Annotated in this window: 15 protein-coding genes; 10 read left to right on the top strand and 5 right to left on the bottom strand. The window is 73.6% G+C overall.

Annotated elements, in window-relative coordinates; genetic code table 11:
• Nucleotides 1-61: 61 nt before the first annotated feature.
• Complete coding sequence (locus IE134_RS12790; protein WP_189430516.1) at nt 62-1603, top strand: aromatic amino acid ammonia-lyase; 1542 nt, start codon at nt 62-64, stop codon at nt 1601-1603.
• Here the strand turns inward: IE134_RS12790 and IE134_RS12785 are convergent.
• From IE134_RS12785 to IE134_RS12775, 3 genes are all read right to left on the bottom strand, one after another.
• Nucleotides 1582-3396 (bottom strand): cytochrome c biogenesis protein DipZ, encoded by a 1815-nt coding sequence (locus IE134_RS12785; protein ID WP_189430513.1) that lies wholly within the window; start codon nt 3394-3396, stop codon nt 1582-1584. The genes IE134_RS12790 and IE134_RS12785 overlap by 22 nt on opposite strands.
• A gap of 126 nt (nt 3397-3522) precedes the next feature.
• Nucleotides 3523-4623, bottom strand: a complete 1101-nt coding sequence (locus IE134_RS12780) for a hypothetical protein (RefSeq protein ID WP_189430511.1) — start codon at nt 4621-4623, stop codon at nt 3523-3525.
• Between the two features lie 103 nt (nt 4624-4726).
• Nucleotides 4727-5311 carry a TetR/AcrR family transcriptional regulator gene (locus IE134_RS12775; protein WP_030714373.1) on the bottom strand — a complete coding sequence of 195 codons (585 nt, stop codon included), beginning with the start codon at nt 5309-5311 and terminating at the stop codon, nt 4727-4729.
• 196 nt (nt 5312-5507) lie between these two features.
• Here IE134_RS12775 and IE134_RS12770 point away from each other — a divergent pair, with 196 nt between their 5' ends.
• From IE134_RS12770 to IE134_RS12755, 4 genes are read left to right on the top strand one after another with little or no spacing between them, the layout of a single operon-like run.
• Nucleotides 5508-6128 (top strand): (2Fe-2S)-binding protein, encoded by a 621-nt coding sequence (locus IE134_RS12770; protein ID WP_098895661.1) that lies wholly within the window; start codon nt 5508-5510, stop codon nt 6126-6128.
• Nucleotides 6125-7117 carry an FAD binding domain-containing protein gene (locus IE134_RS12765; protein WP_030714360.1) on the top strand — a complete coding sequence of 331 codons (993 nt, stop codon included), beginning with the start codon at nt 6125-6127 and terminating at the stop codon, nt 7115-7117. Before IE134_RS12770 ends, IE134_RS12765 begins: the two co-directional genes overlap by 4 nt.
• Complete coding sequence (locus tag IE134_RS12760; RefSeq protein ID WP_030714357.1) at nt 7114-9267, top strand: xanthine dehydrogenase family protein molybdopterin-binding subunit; 2154 nt, start codon at nt 7114-7116, stop codon at nt 9265-9267. The genes IE134_RS12765 and IE134_RS12760 overlap by 4 nt, the downstream gene beginning before the upstream one ends.
• Nucleotides 9260-10405 (top strand): XdhC family protein, encoded by a 1146-nt coding sequence (locus tag IE134_RS12755; RefSeq protein WP_030714354.1) that lies wholly within the window; start codon nt 9260-9262, stop codon nt 10403-10405. The genes IE134_RS12760 and IE134_RS12755 overlap by 8 nt, the downstream gene beginning before the upstream one ends.
• On the opposite strand, the gene IE134_RS12750 is transcribed toward IE134_RS12755, so the two are convergent.
• Complete coding sequence (locus IE134_RS12750; protein ID WP_030714351.1) at nt 10392-11087, bottom strand: TetR/AcrR family transcriptional regulator; 696 nt, start codon at nt 11085-11087, stop codon at nt 10392-10394. The genes IE134_RS12755 and IE134_RS12750 overlap by 14 nt on opposite strands.
• Nucleotides 11088-11272: 185 nt before the next feature.
• On the opposite strand from IE134_RS12750, the gene IE134_RS12745 reads away from it, so the two are divergent.
• Nucleotides 11273-12754, top strand: a complete 1482-nt coding sequence (locus IE134_RS12745; protein WP_189430509.1) for an MFS transporter — start codon at nt 11273-11275, stop codon at nt 12752-12754.
• 18 nt (nt 12755-12772) lie between these two features.
• On the opposite strand, the gene IE134_RS12740 is transcribed toward IE134_RS12745, so the two are convergent.
• Nucleotides 12773-13459, bottom strand: a complete 687-nt coding sequence (locus IE134_RS12740; RefSeq protein ID WP_189430507.1) for a DNA alkylation repair protein — start codon at nt 13457-13459, stop codon at nt 12773-12775.
• Nucleotides 13460-13638: 179 nt separating this feature from the next.
• On the opposite strand from IE134_RS12740, the gene IE134_RS12735 reads away from it, so the two are divergent.
• From IE134_RS12735 to IE134_RS12720, 4 genes are read left to right on the top strand one after another with little or no spacing between them, the layout of a single operon-like run.
• Nucleotides 13639-13863 (top strand): hypothetical protein, encoded by a 225-nt coding sequence (locus IE134_RS12735; RefSeq protein ID WP_098018313.1) that lies wholly within the window; start codon nt 13639-13641, stop codon nt 13861-13863.
• On the top strand, nt 13860-14627 hold the full coding sequence (locus IE134_RS12730) for a HemK2/MTQ2 family protein methyltransferase (RefSeq protein WP_373301887.1): 768 nt from the start codon (nt 13860-13862) through the stop codon (nt 14625-14627). Before IE134_RS12735 ends, IE134_RS12730 begins: the two co-directional genes overlap by 4 nt.
• Before the next feature lie 13 nt (nt 14628-14640).
• Nucleotides 14641-14880 carry a CDGSH iron-sulfur domain-containing protein gene (locus IE134_RS12725; protein ID WP_030714345.1) on the top strand — a complete coding sequence of 80 codons (240 nt, stop codon included), beginning with the start codon at nt 14641-14643 and terminating at the stop codon, nt 14878-14880.
• On the top strand, nt 14877-15908 hold the full coding sequence (locus tag IE134_RS12720; protein ID WP_189430505.1) for an iron-containing redox enzyme family protein: 1032 nt from the start codon (nt 14877-14879) through the stop codon (nt 15906-15908). The genes IE134_RS12725 and IE134_RS12720 overlap by 4 nt, the downstream gene beginning before the upstream one ends.
• Nucleotides 15909-16004 lie beyond the last annotated feature (96 nt).

Genomic DNA, 16004 nt, shown 5'->3' with positions numbered 1-16004 from the left:
CCCTGGTTACGGGCGGCCGCAGGGCAAGACGGATCGTCCGACAGGGGAGGAAATGCACCTGATGTCGTCTCATATCGCGGACAGAGTGGCCGATGGCAACGATGCGGTCGTCATCCTCGACGGCCGCCGCCTGATGGTCCCAGATGTCGTACGCATGGCCGAATCCATGGCCAGGCCCGTCCCGGCGGCCGAGGGCATGAAACGTGTCGAAGCCTCGTGGGACGCTGCGCGGGAAATCGCCTCATGGGGTCGCGTCTACGGCCGCTCCACCGGCGTCGGGGCGAACCGGAATGAGTCCGTGCCCACCGAGGCGGCCGCCGACCACGGACTGCGCCTGCTGCGCAGCCACGCCGGAGCGATCGGCGAGGAGCTTCCGGCGCGGCAGGTCCGCGCCATGCTCGCCGTCCGCGCCAACCAGCTCCTCGCGGGCGGTGCCGGGCTGCGCCCGACCGTCGTCACCGCGCTCTGCGACGCCCTGGAGTCGGGCGCCCACCCGAAGGTCAACGCCCTCGGCTCGGTCGGCACCGGCGACATCGCGGCGCTCGCGCAGATGGGCCTCGCGCTCGCGGGCGAACACCCCTGGCAGGGGGCGGGCGCCGCCCCCGAACCGCAGCCGCTCGACAACAACGACGCCCTCGCCCTGATCAGCAGCAACGCCCTCACCCTCGGCCAGTCCGCCCTCGCCCTGCACGAACTGCGCGCCCTGATCGGCGCCACCCAGGTGGTGGCGGCCCTCTCCCTGATGGCGATCGACGGCAGCTACGAGGCCTACGCGCTGCCCGTCCACGAGGCGCGGCGGCACGCCGGTTCGTCCGCGGTCGCGGAGCGGATGCGGCTGCTGCTCGGCGCCGCCGACCGCCCGACGCCCCCGCTCGGCCGGATCCAGGACCCGTACGGCTTCCGCTGTCTGCCGCAGATCCACGGCCCCGCGCACGACGCGGCCGACGCGCTCGAAGGGGTCCTCGAAGTCGAGATCAACGCGGCCGCCGAGAACCCCCTGATCTCCGCCGACGACATGGCCGCCTACCACCACGGCGGCTTCTACCTCGCCCAACTCGCCCTGTCACTCGACCACTTCAGGCTGGCGGTCACCCAGGTGGCGCGGCTCTCCACCTCCCGCCTCTCGACCCTCAACGAACCGGGCTTCACCCGGCTGCGCCCCTTCCTCGCGGACGGCGAGCCCGCGTCCTCGGGCGTGATGATCCTCGAATACGCGGCCGGGGCGGCCCTCGGCGACCTGCGGGCCTACTCCGCGCCCGCCTCGCTCGGGCACGCCGTGCTCTCGCGGGGCGTCGAGGAGCAGGCCAGCTTCGCTTCGCTGGCGGCGCGGCAGACCCTGCGGGCGTGCGAGGCGTTCCGGCTCGTCGTGGGCTGCGAACTCGTCGCGGCCGTAAGGGCGTTGCGCCAGCGGGAGCTGCGCCTCGACCCGGAACTGCCCGTCGGCCGCGCCTTCGGACTGGCGTCCTCGGTGCTCGACGCGGAGTCGGCCGACCGGCCGTTGACGGACGACGTGGCGACGGCCGCCGGTCTGCTGGACCGGTTCGCCGAGCTGTGGGCGGTCGCGGAACCGGCCCCGGAGGCTCACCCGAAGGTGAAGACGTAGGCCTGGATGCCTTCGTCCACGCGCAGTTCGAGGCGTGCGGTACGGGCGTCCTTGTCATCGGTGAGGCGGTACAGCGTCGGCGACCCGGTCACGCTGATGGTCTTGGTCGCCTCGCCGTTCACGAGGACGGTGACCTTCCCGGTGCCCGCGAGAACGAGGTTGGCGTTCTTCGCGCGGTAGGTGAAGGCCAGCTTGGCGTCCTTCCCCGCAGTGAACTGCTCGTACCCTGCCGTCCATGTGCCGTCCAGCGACAGCTTGTTGACCGGGAGAGAACCCTTCGGGAAGCGATAGGCGGTCGGCCTGTCGTCCACCAGAGGCGTGCCGACGTATCCGCGGATGCGCAGGTTGCTCAGATAGGTCTCGGGCGTCCGGTCGGCGGCCAGGTCGTCCATGGCGCGGCCGGTGGGCTCCGGGAGGGTGACCGTGGGGTCGGCCTGTCGGAGCAGTTCGCGGATCATCTTCTCGGTCTTGTCGTACTCGCCCTCGCCGAACTTGAAGTACCGGACGGTGCCCTCGGCGTCGATCAGATACTTGGCGGGCCAGAAGCGGTTGCGGTAGTTGTCCCAGGTGGTGAGGTCGTTGTCGAGAGCGACGGGCCAGTCCACGCCGAGCTTCTCCGCCCCGGCGACGACATTGCTCCGCTTCTTCTCGAAGGCGAACTCGGGGGAGTGCACCCCGATGATGCGCACTCCGGCATCCCGGTAGGCGCGCTCCCAGTCCCGCAGATGCGGCACCGCGCGCTGGCAGTTGATGCAGGAGTACGTCCAGAAGTCGACCAGGGTGACCTTGCCGCGCAGGCTCTTCAGATCCACGGGCCGGTCGCCGGGGGTGTTGAACCAGGAGTCGATGCCCTCCAGCGCCGGGGCCTTCCCGCAGGAGCGGAGTTCGTCCGCGCCGTCCTCGCAGCGGGAGAGCTCCTTGTTGGAGTTGTCGTACAGACCGGACAACTGCTGCCGCGCGGCGTCGCTGTCCTCGATCTTCTTCTGCACACCGGAGGTGTAGTCGGGCAGCGACCGCTGGATCGCCGCCGTCACGTCGAGGGCCAGGCCCAGCGCGAGAGCGATCATCAGGCAGCCCGCGGCGATCCGCAGCCCGCGGGCGCGGCGGCGGAACGCGGCGACCCGGTCGGCGACCCTGCGCCCGGCCAGGGCGAAGACGAGCAGCGGCACGGCGGTGCCGACGGCGAACGACAGGGTCAGCACCACGATGTCGGAGCTGATCTCGCCCCGGGCGCCCGCGATGGTGATCGCCGCCAGCACAGGGCCGGCACAGGGTACGTACAGCAGACCGAGGCCCAGGCCGAGGGCGAAGGCGCTGCCCTCCTTGTTGACCTGGCGCTGGGGGAGACGGGCGAAGGGCTTCTCCAGCAGGCGCTCGACGGGCGGGAAGATCAGGCCCAGGCCGATGAGGACGAGCAGCCCCAGACCGACGTAGCGCAGGATGTCCTGCGGCAGGCCGAGGGCGGAGATGATCGTCACCCCGAGCAGGGTGAAGAACGCGAAGCTGACGACGAGCCCGGCGACCACGGCGTACGGACGCCGGTTGCGCGGCACGCGAGCGGGCGCGGCCGGGGGCGCGGTCGCCACGGCTCCGTCGGCCGTTCCGCCGCTCCCGCGCTCGTCTGCCGCCCCACCGCCGACTTCGGTTCCGCCGGGGGACCGGGCCGGCTTTCCCGCGTCCTGGCCCCTGCCGGTGCCGCCCGCCAGGAACACCACCGGCAGCACGGGCAGGATGCAGGGGGAGACCGCGGTGATCAGCCCGCCCAGCAGACCGATCAGGATCAGGGTGACCATGGCGCACCGCCTCTCGCGGGAGAGAGCGGCAGTGTCCGCGGCCCTCACCACCTATTCGGCGCCGGGCGATCGCCGGATTGGTGGCGGGGAGGCCGTGGAGGGCACTTCGTCAGGAGCGGGCGGCGCTCACGAGCGGGTCGCGACGTCGCAGCCCTCGCCGTCGCCCTCCCGGATCCGCTCCTCGATCGGCGTGCTCCGGTCGTACGGGTCGACCGCCGGGCCGTCGCCACCGTCGGCGGTGGTGCGGTCGGCGAGGAAGGCGGGGATGAGATAGCCGGTGTGGGTGTCGCAACCGCCGTTGGTGGTGTCCACCTTGTAGGAGACGAGGGAGAACGTCCCCGGCTCGATCACGATCTTCTCCGGGTCGTCCCAGCTCATCACCACCTCGCGGCGCACGATGGTACGCGCGACCTCGTCGTCGCCCGAGGCGCGCATGACCGGGTAGACATAGGTGACGTCGGTGGAGACCTCCACCGCGCCCTTCTCGCCCTCCCGGAAGGTGACCCGGCCGCGCGCCTTGACCACGTCCCCGACCGGCCGCACATCGGCGGACCGGAAGCGGCTGAACAGCAGAAGGGGGTCGTTCTCGCGGTCGGGCGCGCGGAACGCCTTCTTCAGGTAGTCCTGTACGTCCGCCTGGTGCGGGTTGATGAGCGCCATGGCCTTCGTGGGCCGCTCGCCGCGCAGCACTTCGGGGTCGAGGCCGGAGGCGACTAGGAAGTCCCGGGTGCGGTCCAGCGCCGTGCCGACCTCCGCCTCGCTCATCCAGCCGGTCGCGCGCGGCGCGGGCAGATGGATGCCCGCCGCGCCGTCGGCCCACCGGGCCGCCGGGGACCCGGCGAATGGTTCCTCCGGGGTGGGAAGCGCGCCGTCCCCCTCCTGGGCGGGCGGCCCGCCCGGGCGCTCCGACTCCGCGGCGAGGGGAAGGGTGTCCACCGCGTCCCCGCCGTCGAACCAGCCGACGATCCGGCCGGGGGCGACGGCCACGGCGACCAGCAGGACCACGACGACCGCGAGGCCGACCGCGTACCAGCCCTTGCCGCGCCGGGGCCGGGGCGGCTGATGCGTCCGCCACCCCCGCGGCGGTTCGGGCTCCTCCTGGAGCCGCCGGGTCACCATCCGAACCCGCGCCGACGGCTCCTCGGGCGCGCCCGGGCTGCCGGCCTCGGACTCCCTCAGGAACCGCTCCCACTCCTCGTCCGGTACGGACGCCCCACCCTTGCTCAACTCACCGCTCCCGTCGCTGTTTCCGCGCCGGCCCCTCCCCAGGTCCGAGCGCTGCACGGGGCATCATCACACGCCCCGCCGACATCGGCGGCGGGCGGTCCGGTCACCGGCCGGGCGCCCCCGTACGCAGCCCGTCCATGACGAGATCCAGGAGCCGGCCGGCCCTCGGCTCCCAGTCCTCGTGCGGATCGATCTGCCAGAGACCGGCGATCGCGAGGAAGAAGTCGTCGGGCGTCACCCCGGAGCGGATGGCGCCGGCGTCCTCGCAGGCGCGGAGCAGGGTTCCGGCCGCCTCCATGACCGGGGTGGGGCCGGGCCGGGCGGGTCCCCCCGGCGCGCTGGTCACCAGCCGGATCGCGTCCGCGAGGCCCGCCTTCGTCATCGCGAAGCGGGCGAGGCGGTCCATCCACTCGCGCAGGGCCCTCTCCGGCGGGCGGGACCGCAGCAACTCGCACGCCGCGTCGGCGACCTGCTGCATCTCGTAGCGGTAGACCTCCAGGACCAGCGCCTCCCGGTGGGGGAAGTTGCGGTAGAACGTGCCCTGCCCGACCCCCGCCTTCTTGGCGATCGCGCTCAGCGGGGCGTCCGCGCGCAGCGTCAGTTCGACCGTGGCCACGCGCAGGATGCGCTCGCGGTTGCGCTGGGCGTCCGAACGCAGGGCGGTGTCCTTCTTCGGCTGCTGGGACACGGATCCTCCTCGGGGGGTGGCCGGACTCGGGGGGCGTGGCCGAAACCCATCCTTGTTAACCGGACAGCTGTCCGTTACGTTTTCCGGGTAAGCGGACAGTGGTCCGGTTAGGGCTACCTTACTCCCGGCCGGGGCCCGCGGTCGCCCGACCGAGGCCCGGGTTCTCCTCGTCACCCGACACCAGAGAAGGCTGAACATGGCCCCAGCGCCCTCATCGACGTCCAGTGCGATCACCCTGAACATCAACGGCGAGAAGCACCACCTGCCCATCGACCACCGCACCACCCTCCTCGACGCCCTGCGCGAGCGCCTCGACCTCACCGGCACCAAGAAGGGCTGCGACCAAGGGCAGTGCGGCGCCTGCACGGTCCTGGTCGACCAGCGGCGCGTCGTCTCCTGCCTGAGCCTCGCGGTCGCGGCCGAGGGCCGCGAGATCACCACCATCGAAGGCGTGGCCGATGCCGACGAACTGCACCCCGTCCAGCAGGCCTTCCTCGACCTCGACGGCTACCAGTGCGGCTACTGCACGCCCGGCCAGGTCTGCTCGGCCATCGCCGTCATCGAGGAACACGCGGCCGGCTGGCCGAGCGCCGTCACCGACGACCCGGCTCCCGAGGCGGGGCCGCCACCGCTGACGCCCGAGGAGATCCGCGAGCGGATGAGCGGCAACCTGTGCCGCTGCGGCGCCTACGTCTCGATCGTCCAGGCCGTCGCCCGCGCCGCCGGGGAGTACGCCGCCGAGGGAAGCACGGCCGGGAAGCACGCCGCAGAGGGACACGCGGCCGGGAAAGACGCCGCCGAGGAGGCCGCCGCATGAGGGAATTCGGCTATCAGCGCGCCCACGACATCACCGGCGCGGTCACCCTCCTCGCCGCCGACCCGGACGCGCGGTATCTCGGCGGCGGCACCAACCTCGTCGACCTGATGAAGACCGGCGTGGAACGCCCCGCCCTCCTCGTCGACGTCCGCGAACTCCCCCTGGACCGGATCGAACCCACGGCGGACGGCGGCCTGCGCATCGGCGCGACCGTCACCAACAGCGACCTCGCCGTCCACCCCGAAGTCCGCCGCCACTACCCGGCGTTGACCCAGGCCCTGCTGGCCGGAGCCTCCGGGCAGCTGCGCAACATGGCCACCGTCGGCGGCAACCTCCTCCAGCGCACCCGCTGCGGCTACTTCACCGACCTCTCCCAGCCCTGCAACAAGCGGGCCCCGGGCAGCGGTTGCCCCGCCGTCGCGGGCGAGCACCACAACCACGCGGTCCTCGGGGCATCCGACCACTGCGTGGCCGTGCACCCCTCCGACATGGGGGTGGCCCTCACCGCCCTCGACGCCGTCGTCTCCTACGAGAGCGCCGACGGACCCGGCGAAGTCCCGATCACCGACTTCTACCTCCCCGTCGGCGACACCCCGCACCGGGAGACCGCCCTGCCGCCCGGCGCGCTGATCACCCACGTGACCCTGCCCGCCGCGCCCGTCGCCGCCCGCTCCCGCTACCGCAAGGTGCGCGAGCGCGCCTCGTACGCCTTCGCCATCGGCTCCGTCGCCGCCGCACTCGCCATCGAGGACGGCCGCGTACGCGAAGCGCGCCTGGCCCTCGGGGCCGTCGCCTCCCGCCCCTGGCGTGCCCGCGCGGCCGAGGCCGTCCTGACCGGCGCACCGGCCGACGGCGCGACCTTCGCCGCCGCCGCGGACGCCGAGCTGGCCGCCGCCCGGCCGCTGCCCCACAACGGATACAAGGTGACCCTCATGCGCAATCTCGTGGTCTCCGTCCTGACCGAACTCGCCGGGGAGGACACCCGATGACGACCACCACCCCGGGCCCCTCGGCGCTCCGCGGAGCCGTCGGCACCGCCCGTACCCGTATCGAGGGCCGCGAGAAGGTCACCGGCGCGGCACGCTACGCGGGCGAGATCCCCTTCGCGGACCTGGCCCACGGCTGGCTCGTGCTGTCCACCGTCACCCGTGGCCGGATCCTGGATGTGGAGACCGCCCCGGTCCTCGCCATGCCGGGCGTGCTCACCGTGCTCCACCACGGCAACGCCCCCCGCCTGCACACCGATTACGTTGGCATGCTCGGCACCCCGCCCGACCCGACCTGCGCCGTCTTCCAGAACGACCGGGTGCCGTTCGCCGGCTGGCCGGTGGCCCTGGTCGTCGCCGAGACCCCCGAGGAGGCCAGGGAGGCGGCCGAAGCGCTCGTCGTGACGTACGACAGCGAACCGCACGACACCGCGCTGCACGCGGAGCACCCCGGCGCCTATGCCGCCGCCGGCCATATGCCCGCCGAGACGGAGAAGGGCGACCTGGATGCTCAACTGGCCGCCTCCGCCTTCGTGGTGGACGCGGAGTACACCACCCCCGAAGAGCAGCACAGCATGATGGAGCCGCACGCGGCGACCGCCCGGTGGGAGGGCGGCCGGCTGGAGGTCGTCGACTCCAACCAGGGCGCCGGCTGGGTCCAGGGCGAACTGGCCACGATGTTCTCGCTCGACGCCTCCTCGGTGCGGGTGCGCTCCGAGCACATCGGCGGCGGCTTCGGCAGCAAGGGGCTGCGCGCCCACCAGGTGTCCGCCGTGATGGCCGCCACCGCCCTGCAACGCCCGGTACGCGTGGTCCTGACTCGGCGTCAGACGTTCTCGCTGGGCGGCTACCGCAGCCCCACCACCCAGCGGGTCAGGCTCGGCGCGGCCCCCGACGGCCGGCTGCTGGCCCTGGAGCACCGCTCGCTGAACCAGACGTCCACGGTGTACGAGTTCGTCGAGCCCAGCGCCGGCGTCGCCCGGGTGCTGTACGACGCCGACGCCCACCGCACCGCCAACCACGTCGTCCGGCTCGACGTGCCGTCCCCGACCTGGATGCGGGCACCGGGTGAGGCCCCGGGATCCTTCGCGATCGAGGCGGCCCTCGACGAACTCGCCGAACGCGGCGGCATCGACCCGATCGAACTGCGCCTGCGCAACGAGCCGGACGTCGGGCCCGTCTCGGGGCTCCCGTTCAGCAGCAACAACCTCGCCGCCTGCTTCCGCGAAGGGGCCCGCAGGTTCGGCTGGGCGGACCGCGACCCGCGCCCCGGTATCCGGCGGGAAGGACGCTGGCTGCTGGGCACCGGCACGGCGGCGGCCTCCTTCGGCGCCGGGGCCGCCCCCTCGACGGCCCTGGTCACGGCGGAGGCGGACGGCTCCTTCACCGTACGGATCACCGCCGCCGACATCGGCACCGGAGCCCGCACCGCGCTCACCCTGATCGCCGCCGATGCGCTGGAGACCGCACCCGAACAGGTCCGGGTCCGCATCGGCGACAGCGACTTCGGCCCCGCGATGATCGCCGGCGGATCCATGGGCACCCGCTCCTGGGCCTGGGCGGTCACGGCGGCCGCCGCCGAACTGCGGGAGCGGCTCGCGATGGCCACGTCGATCCCGCCGGAGGGGATCACCGTACGGTCCGACACCACGGAGGCCCTCGGGGCGCTCGCGCGGAAGGAACGCCACTCGTTCGGCGCGCAGTTCGCCGAGGTCGCCGTGGACACCGCCACCGGCGAGATCCGGGTGCGCCGCATGCTGGGCATCTTCGCGGCGGGCCGGATCGTCAACCCCCTCACCGCCCGCAACCAGCTCGTCGGCGGGATGACCTGGGGCATCTCCATGGCCCTGCACGAGGAGGCGGTCCGCGACCGCAACACCGGCGGCCACTACGCCCCCGACCTCGCGGGCTACCACGTCGCCACGCACGCCGACACCCCCGCCATCGAGGTGGACTGGGTGGACGACCACGACCCGGACGACCCGGTCGGCATCAAGGGCGTCGGGGAGATCGGCATCGTGGGCGCGGCGGCGGCCGTCGCCAACGCGGTCTGGCACGCCACCGGCGTACGCCACCGGAATCTGCCGATCCGCCCCGACCGGGTCCTCGCCGCGACGGTGCCGGAGCCCGCCGGGGGAGCGGCGGATGCTTGACATCGCCGGTGAGCTGCACCGATGGATGACGGAGGGCCGGGAGTTCGCGGTCGCCACCGTCGTCTCCGTCGGCGGCAGCGCGCCGCGCGGGCCGGGGGCGGCCCTCGCCGTCGACAGCGAGGGAACCGTGATCGGCTCGGTCTCCGGCGGCTGTGTGGAGGGCGCGGTCTACGAGCTGTGCGCGCAGGCCCTCGCCACCGGCGAGAGTATGCGTGAGAGCTTCGGCTACAGCGACGAGGACGCCTTCGCCGTCGGTCTGACCTGCGGCGGCGTCCTGGACATCATGGTCACGCCGGTACGGTCCGGCGCACCGGAGCGTGCGGTGCTGCGGGCCGCGCTGTCCGCCGCGGTGTCCGGCGAGGCGGCGGCCCTCGCCCGGGTGGTGGACGGCCCCGACGGATTCCTGGGGCGGGCCCTGCTCGTCCGCGCCGACGGCTCCCACGAGGGCGGGCTCGGCAGCCACCCGGAGCTGGACCGTACGGCGGCGGCCGAGGCCTCGGCCCTGCTGGACACCGGCCGCACCGGCACCGTCGCCCTCTCCGAGGACGGCTCGTACTGCCCCGGCGGACTCACCCTGCTCGTCGAGACCAGCGTCCCGCCGCCCCGCATGATCGTCTTCGGTGCGGTCGACTTCGCCGCCGCGCTGGTCCGGGCCGGCAAGTTCCTGGGCCACCATGTGACGGTGTGCGACGCCCGGCCCGTCTTCGCCACGCCCGCCCGGTTCCCCGAGGCCGACGAGGTCGTCGTCGACTGGCCCCACCGCTATCTGCGGCGCACCCGCACCGACGCCCGTACCGTGCTGTGCGTCCTCACGCACGAGGCCCGGTTCGACGTGCCGCTGCTCACGGAGGCGCTGCGGATGCCCGCCGCGTTCGTCGGGGCGATGGGGTCGCGCCGCACCCACGAGGACCGGGCCCGGCGGCTGCGCGAGGCCGGCCTCGGGGATGCCGAGCTGGAGCGGCTGCGGTCGCCCATCGGCCTGGACCTCGGAGCCCGTACGCCGGAGGAGACGGCCCTGTCCATCGCGGCGGAGATCGTCGCGGCCCGGCGGGGCGGCACGGGCCTGCCGCTGACCGGGGGAGCGGAGCCCATCCACCGGGAGCCCGGCCCGGAACGACGGGTCGTCAGCCGGCTCTGAGGTCGCCGCGGATCCGGTCGACGACGGCCGAGACGAGCTCGTCGAACTGCTCGTCGGGGGTGGGAAGCGGCAGCGCGGCGGCCTCCCGGAGGGTGGGGATGTCCAGGTCGGCGTGGCCGGCGAGCCAGGCGTCGGGGACGAGCCCGGCCCGGTCGGGGCTGTCACCCGCGCGGTCCGCCGGTCCGTCGACCACGAGGACGAAGGACAGGACCAGCAGCGAGAGTTGGCGGTGCGCCGCGAGCGCCGCGGGCATGTCCAGGCCCACGTCCCGCAGGAGCCGGAGGAAACGGTCCAGGTTGAGCAGGCGGTTGGGATGGACCGAGGCCGGGGGCGTGTCCTCCTCCAGGGAGACCAGCAGGGCCCGGGGCCAGCGGCGGTACAGCGCACGCAGGGAACCGGCGTAGTCGGCGACGGAGGTCTCCCAGGTCGCGGCGTGCAGCGGGGGCGGGTTCCACGAGGTCAGCAAGGTGTCCACGGCCAGGTGGACGACGTCCTGGCGATCCTCCACGTAGTTGTACAACGCCCGTACGGTCACGCCGAGTTCGGCGGCGAGAGCGCGCATCGTGAGGGAGCCGAATCCCCGGGCCCCGGCCATCTCCAGCGCCTTGGCGGCGATGCTCTCGCGGGTGAGGACCGGGCGGCCCTTGCGCGTGGCGGGGCGGCGGCGGGACGTGGCAGGCATGGCGTCAGGGTACGGCCCGATTGAACTTCACTCCTGTTGACTTTAACGGCGGGTCCCTCCAGGCTGGCCACGTCACGGGTCGCCCGGCCTTCCGTCCGGACCGCCCGGCCCTGTCCGTGCTGCCCACACGTCCGCGAAGCCCGCGGACGCCTGTGCCCGCCCCTGCCCCGGAGGCCGTCTCCCGCATGTCCGCACGCCGGAAGTCCCGTCGTCTGCCGCCGCTGAGCGGGGTCCTGGTGCTCGTGATGGCCTCCACGGGCCTGGTGGTGGTCGACCTGACGATCGTGGCCATCGGACTGCCGCTGATCAGTGCCGACATCGGGGACGGAGCCTCCGCCGAGTCCGTGGTGGTGACGTACATGGTCGCCATGGGCGCCCTCACCCAGGTCGTCGGAAGCCTGTCGGACCGGTGGGGCCGACGGCCGCTGTTCCTCGCCGGGATCGCCGTGTTCACCCTGTCCTCGCTGGCCGCGACCGTGGCGCCGGACCTGCTGTGGCTCGACGCCGCCCGCGTGGTCCAGGGCGCGGGAGCCGCCGCGATCATGGTGAACGCCATCCCGCTGCTTTCCGACCGCTACTCCGGTGAGGAGCGCGACCTCGCCATCGGCACCTGGGGCTCGTTCGCGACCGCGGCGGGTCTGCTCGCCCCGGTCTTCGGCGGGGTCCTGGCGGAGGCCTTCGGGTGGCGTGCGGTGTTCGCGGTCAACCTGCCGCTCGGCGTGGCCGCCTGGGCACTGGCCGTACGGGTCCTGCCCCGCTCCCCGGGGACGGCGGGCACGGCGGAGGCGTCCGAGGCCCCGGGGACTCCGGGCTCCCGGGGCACGGGGCGGACGGACTGGCTCGGCAGCCTGCTGCTCATGCTCGGTCTCGGCACGGCGACGCTGCTGATGCTCCGCTCCGGCGACACTCCCTGGTCCGGGCGGGACACCGCCGTGCTGCTCACCGCCTGCGCGGCGCTGACCGCCTTCCTGGCCGTCCAGCTCAAGGTGCCCGCGCCGACGCTGGACCTGCGGATGTTCGGGAGCCCCGCGTTCTCCGGCGCGATGCTGGCCGTGCTCCTCTCCCGCGTCCTGACCATCGGCGGCTCGGTCCACCTGGTTCTGTACTTCTCCGACGGACTCGGCATGAGCCCGACGGGGGCGGGCCTGCTGATGACCCCGATCTTCCTGGCCCAGATCGTCATGGGCATGGTCGGCTCCAAGCTCATCGGCGACCGGCCCCCCGGCCTGGTGATCGGCGCCGGCTACGCGCTCAAGGGGGTCGGCCTGGCCGCCCTGGCCCTGTTGATCACCCCTGACACCCCTTGGTGGGCGCTCGTCGTACCGCTGCTCGCCTGGGGTGCGGGCGGCGGGATCGCCGGCGCGCCCGTCATGGCGGTCGCCGTGCGGGTCACGGCCCCCGAACGCGTCGGCATGGTCGCGGGAACGGTCTCCACCCTCGCCTCGCTCGGCGCCGGTGTCGGCACCGCGGCGCTCGGTTCCGTCTTCGCCCTCTCCGGAGGGGACGGCGCCCAGGCGGTCACCGACGGCACCCGCACCGTACTGGCCGTGTCCTCGGCGCTCGCGGTCGTCGCCGTGATCACCGCCGTCACGCTCGTCGGACCGCGCCGCGTCCCTGCCCGCGTTCCTGCGGGCGAAGGCGGCGAGCCCGCCCCGGCCGGGAAGTGAGGGCCACCGCGGCGCGTCCTACCCGGCGTCCTGCCGGCGCACCATCTCGGCGATCCAGTCCGGTGCGTACGGAGACGTACAGCCCGGAGAGGTCGGATAGTCCTTGAGCACCTCCAGGCGCTCACCGATGCCGACGGCACGGGCGCGGAGCCCTGGATGGTCGATGCCGATCTGGGCCAGACAGTGGTTCATCGCCCACTGCAGACGGTCCGGGGCGTCCTTCATCTCCGCCTCGATGACGTCCAGCAGCCCCGGGAGGTCGAGGGTCTCGGGCTTCTTCCCCACGCGCTCGGTGGTGAGCGCCCAGCCGGCGCTCGCGACCACGGGATCCGGATCGGCGGACCAGGCCACGCGCAGCTCCTCGGCGTGCGGGCTCTTCTTCACCACGTAGTTCACGAGCCAGTCGTGCACCTTGGGTGCGCGGGCCTCGCGCAGCATGCGGTCCAGGGCGTCACGCCCGAACGCCTTCGGGCGGCAGATCAGGAGCGCCAGCAGCCTCGCCGCGGTGTCGTCCGTCTCCCAGAGCCGGACCGCGAGCTCCTGCTGCGTCTTGAGCCGTTTCGCGACGGCCCGCAGCTTGCCGAGGTTCACCCCGTGATCGTCGCCGTGCTTCTCGTTCACCGCGCGGGCTCGCGGGTCCTCCAGCTCGGCCAGCTCGGCCGTGACCTCCGCCACCGTCGCGTCGACCGGACTCCCTGCGGCCATCTCGGTCTCCTGTCAGCAGTCGGTCGGAACGGGGGATTCAGCGTACGACGGGTCCACGAACGGCGGATCGCGCGTTTGGCGGAGCCGCACGGGGTCACTCCCTTACAGCGGCGCGAGCCACCGAGAACCGGACCGCCCGGTGACGGCCCCCCCGGCCTCTGCCCCGCTGGCGAGGAGACATGAACCGCTCGACGGTGGAACTACTGCTGACCGCACAGGAGGACACGATGCGTGACGTACGCAGGATCTTGCGCGCCAAGGTCCTGAGGGCCCGCGGGCTGGCCAAGGAGTCGGACGGCAAGGCGCTCGACGATCAGGGCCGCAGGGACGAGGGCCGCCGTCGGCAGGCCGACGCGGACCGTCTGGAGCGGCGGGACCGCCCGGACGGGACGCCCGGCCGTTGAACGGCGGACGAGGGGTACGGCTCTCCGAGGGCGAGGACGACCCGGTGACGCCGGAGGCCCTGCCGGACGCTTCCGTCACGGCCCCGGCGGCGGTCGCGGCGGCCCCGCGTCCGGGCCGGGTCGTGCGGCTACCGGGGGTGTACCGCCCGCAGACCGACACGCTGCTGCTGGCCCTCGCCATGCGCCGCGAGGGGATCGGCCCGGGGACGGATCTGCTGGACCTGTGCACGGGGAGCGGCGCGCTGGCCCTGCACGCCGCCCGGCTCGGCGCCCGCGTCACCGCGGTGGACATCAGCCGCCGCGCCGTGGCGTCCGCACGGCTGAACACCGTGCTCGCCCGCCTGCCCGTCACCGTACGCAGGGGAGACCTGCTCCGGGCCCTGCCGGGCCGTACGTTCGACGCCGTCGTCAGCAACCCCCCGTACGTCCCGGCCCCCGGCCTGACCCTGCCGCGCTACGGGCCCGGACGCTCCTGGGACGCGGGCCCCGACGGCCGGGTGATCCTCGACCGCATCTGCGACGACGCCTTCGCCGCCCTGCGCCCCGGCGGTCTGCTCCTGCTGGTCCAGTCGGGGCTGAGCCGCCCGGAGGAGACGGTCGGGCGACTGTCCGCGGCCGGTCTGGACGTTTCCGTGATCGACCGGGTGACCATCCCGTTCGGGCCGGTCACCCGCGGCCGGGCCGCCTGGCTGCGCGACCAGGGCCTGCTGCGGGGCCGGCCGGACCGGGAGGAACTGGTGGTGATCCGTGGCCGGAAGGGATGAGACACCGCGCCGCGTGGTGGTGAACCGGGAAGGCCCGATCCTGGTGGAAGGGCCGGTCGAGGTCGTCGGCGACGACGGCACGACGACCCGGTCCGACCGCTTCGTCGTCGCGATCTGCACCTGCCGCCGCAGCCGTGCCTACCCCTGGTGCGACACCAGTCACCGCCGCCGCAAGCCCGCCGGGCCCGCGGAGAGCCGCCCGGACGACGACGGCCGACAGCCCGAGAAGAGCGAGGAGGAGCCCCGACCGTGACGACCCAGGCCACCACTCCCCGGGACAGCCCGGCGGCGCCTCCCGCGCTCCCTCCGGCACGCGGCCCCCTGAGCGAGGACGTCCTCGCCGCGCTGGCGGGCAGCGGCACCCGGCTGCCCGCCGCCGACGCGGTCCGCCGCTCCGACCCGTACGGGGACGACCTCCAGCTCCTCCTGTACGTCCTGTACGAGCTCCACTACCGGGGGTTCGCCGGGGTGGACGAGCGCCTGGAATGGGACCCCGCCCTGCTCGGCGTGCGCGCGGCGGCCGAGGACGTCTTCCTGGACGCGCTGCGCCGCGGCGCAGGCCAGGGCGGCAAGAACGTGGCGGAGGCGGTGGACGAGCTCCAGCTGGAACCCGTCGGGGACGACGGCCACAGCGTCAGCCACCACCTCCGGCGGGAGGGCGAGCTCTGGCAGCTGCGCGAATACGCCGCCGTGCGCTCCCTCTACCACCTCAAGGAGGCCGATCCGCATCTGTGGGTGGTGCCCAGGCTCCGGGGCCGGGCGAAGGCGGGCATGGTCGCCGTCGAGTTCGACGAATTCGGCGCGGGACGGGCGGAGAACGTCCACGCTCAGCTCTTCGCCGACCTGATGACCGACCTCGGCCTCGACGCCCGGTACGGCCGATACCTGGAAGCCGCGCCCGCCCAGGCCCTGGCCGTCGTCAACATGATGTCCCTCTTCGGCCTGCACCGGCGGCTGCGCGGCGCCCTGGTCGGCCACTTCGCCACCGTGGAGATCACCTCGCCCCCCGGGTCGAGGCGACTGGCCGAAGCCCTGCGCCGCGTCGGCGCGGGCCCCGCCGCGCAACGCTTCTACGACGAGCACGTGGAGGCCGACGCGGTCCACGAACAGGTGGTGCGCCACGAGGTGATCGGCGGCCTGCTGGAGGACGAGCCCGGCCTGGCAGCCGACATCGTGCTGGGCATCGAGGCGACCGGCCACCTGGAGGACCTCCTCGGCGACCACCTGCTGGCGGCGTGGCGCGAAGGCCGCTCGGCGCTGCGCACACCGCTGAAGCCCTGAGAAAGGCCGGGCCGTATTCCGCCGACGGGCCGCCTTCTGTTTGGTTCCGGACGTGCTGGGAACCCGGCGTCCGGCCCTCCCGGGAAAAGCCGCGAA

Source organism: Streptomyces rubiginosohelvolus (assembly GCF_014649875.1).
Classification (GTDB): domain Bacteria; phylum Actinomycetota; class Actinomycetes; order Streptomycetales; family Streptomycetaceae; genus Streptomyces; species Streptomyces rubiginosohelvolus.
The sequence above is the reverse complement of the archived record's forward strand: the minus strand, read 5'-3'. Positions and strand labels throughout refer to the sequence as shown.